Origin of the sequence: uncultured Eudoraea sp. (assembly GCF_947258525.1) — a bacterium.
Taxonomy (GTDB): domain Bacteria; phylum Bacteroidota; class Bacteroidia; order Flavobacteriales; family Flavobacteriaceae; genus Eudoraea.
In genome coordinates this window covers 1-2,511 of the sequence record NZ_CAMYIP010000244.1, presented here as the reverse complement: position 1 = coordinate 2,511, position 2,511 = coordinate 1, and the positions used below count along the sequence as shown (strand labels likewise).

The following is a 2,511-nucleotide window of genomic DNA, read 5'->3' as shown; positions in this document are numbered from 1 at the left end:
GGGCGTCGAGTTCATCCACCACCGGGCGCATGGTTGGACTGACCCCGAATTCGCCACCCATGTCCTCTTCCATCCGCCCATCACCGGACAGATAAACCGAACGACCCGCCCTCAGGGTCGGGAAGGTGCCGATGCCCATATCATCCGCGAGTCTGTAGATGGCATCCTGAGTGCCACCAATCCACTGACCGCCGGCTTCGGAGAATCCACCCCCGGCGAGATTGTGGTTGAGCGTTCGCCCACCCACACGATCCCGGGCCTCGAGCACGAGGAAGCGTTGATTGCCTGCCTGTATCAGATCTCGCGCCGACGTCATACCGGAGATGCCAGCACCGATGATGATCACATCCTGGATTCCGGCTCCATCTGCTGTGCTGGCGGAGAGCAGGCGTGTTGAGAGGAGCGCAGATGCAGCTCCCGCACCCAGCAACTTTCGCCGACTAATAGTGCTGTGCCGTTTTTTTTCAACGTCTGATTGAGCCGCCATCTTGCTTATCCCCGTTTCGTCAATAACGCCGTGTGCAGAACCCTCAGCTCCGAGGGTTGGAATTCCGATGTTGGATTTTGCATGGTTCACTCGGAATACAAACCCCCAAGAACTGGGGGGATATAAGGGGGTACCGGAGCTACTTCGGACTATGCAGAAACGCGGCAACAGGCGAGGGGCCACGTTGTTATCTCCAGCGTGTTCAACTTAGGGCAGCAATGGCCAGTGCAGATGATCTCAAGGTAGAGAACGCATTCAGGAAACTGATGTTCAAACCGCCTATCTCCTCGGCATCCTGCTCAACAAGCAACAGGACAACGCCGCAAATTGGCGTTCGGAAATCAGACGAAGGATCGGCGCTGACATTTCGGGTTCTTGAACAGGACCGGGAAGCGCACCTCGAGACTGACGGGCCTCAACCTGAACTTTCTTTCCCAGCAATCCACTTTGCAAATGGATTGGCGGTGATGCCGTGCAGCAAAAGACTCATTCCGACGGTACAGGTCACCACGGTGGCGATGATGCCGCCACCGGGCAGGTTCTCGTTGATCACCATTATGGCGAACACCAGACTCGCCAGGCCACGAGGACCGAACCAGCCGAGGAACAGCTTACTGGACGTGCTCTCACCGCTGCCGGCCATACCCACGAACATTGGCAACATCCGCACGACCGTCAGGCTGAGAACCGAGTAAATCAGGATCTCAAACGTGAAGTGTTGAACGCTCTGGCCGATGACAGCGGTGCCGAAAATGAGCCACGTCAGCATTGCCATGCTTTCGCTGACGCCCTCGCCTGCAACCACCAGCTTGTGAGTCGCCCCTTTGGCGATGTGGCCGAAAAGAAGTCCGCCAGTAAATGCCGCGATATAACCACTCCCATATAGGACTCACCCACTCCCGGTTGGCTGCCTTCCTCAGCAACCACGCACCAACCGCCGAGATGCCCATGCCGACAGCCATCCCGATGCCCAGCTCCGCGGCCACCAGTTCCAGCGCCATCGAAGCGCCGCCGCCTTCTGAACCATGAGCCAGGGCGATGAACACCAGCAGTATGGGCACACATAGCCCATCATTCAGACCGCTCTCGCAATTAAGCCCTTCACGCAACCGTATCGGCACCGCCTCGTTGGAGACCACGGCTTTGCCAAGCGCAGCATCCGTCGCGGCCAGCATTGTCGCGAGGATTGCTGCCTCAAAGAACGTCAGGCCATCGAGCAACCAGACAGCCGCGACAATTCCAAGTCCGATGGCACCGGGAAGCCCGATAGCCAGCATCCGAGTGGGGATCTTCCACTGACTTCTGAGGATCGATGTATCTGCGTTCGAAGCATCGATAAAGAGAATGAGTGCCAGTGTGAGATCCACCAGCATGCGAAATTCGATCTGGCTGACATCGTCCTTGAACAAACCGAAGCCCAGAGGCCCCAGCACGAGCCCCGTCAGCACGAATACGATAGGACCGGAAATTGGCAGCTTCTCCAGCCGCCCTGCGATCACACTGTAGAGAAAGGTGAAAAGGGCCAGCACGGCCACTTCTACGTACATCGGTCAGCTTTCCAATCGACCAGACAGACTAGTGTACTCTCCCAATCTCACCCGGGCGAAGGTAAATGTGGCTCCGAACAGAAACATCGCCGCCGCATAGTAAACCCATAGCATCAGCACGAGAATACTTCCGGCGGCATCGTACAGATCAGCCGCGTCGCTGTTGCCAATCAAACGCGATATCACCGACTTCCCCACAGCGAACAGCAGCGCGGTGAGCAAAGCCCCGAGCCAGATATCCCGCCATGCCAGCGTGATGTCCGGCAGGAAGCGGAAATACAGCGCGAAGAGCGCGGTACTGGCGCACACGTCCAACACAATCGCATCGAAGGCAACCAGGTAAACGGCCATCTCACCAAGCAGCTCAACTAGCGTCCCCGCCAACCCAGTCACCGCCGCATCCAGGATCAGAAAAACGGCCATCAGAAAAGAGATGCTTACCAGGAGTGCCAGGGCGATCAGACGGACCCTGAGCAA

Annotated in this window: 3 protein-coding genes and 1 pseudogene; all 4 read right to left on the bottom strand. The window is 57.5% G+C overall.

The genetic code is table 11. The features are described 5' to 3' along the window. On the bottom strand, window positions 1–487 hold a 487-nt coding region (locus tag Q0X89_RS17930; protein ID WP_297696748.1), incomplete at its 3' end, for an FAD-dependent oxidoreductase. Between the two features lie 415 nt (window positions 488–902). Beyond that, window positions 903–1,319: a cation:proton antiporter gene (locus tag Q0X89_RS17925; protein WP_297696751.1), complete on the bottom strand. Its 417-nt coding sequence runs from the start codon at window positions 1,317–1,319 to the stop codon at window positions 903–905. Between the two features lie 94 nt (window positions 1,320–1,413). After that, window positions 1,414–2,034: pseudogene (locus Q0X89_RS17920) on the bottom strand (cation:proton antiporter); the annotation flags it as partial. Between the two features lie 3 nt (window positions 2,035–2,037). Then, window positions 2,038–2,511 (bottom strand): YihY/virulence factor BrkB family protein (locus Q0X89_RS17915; protein WP_297696746.1); only part of this gene is annotated, 474 nt, incomplete at its 5' end.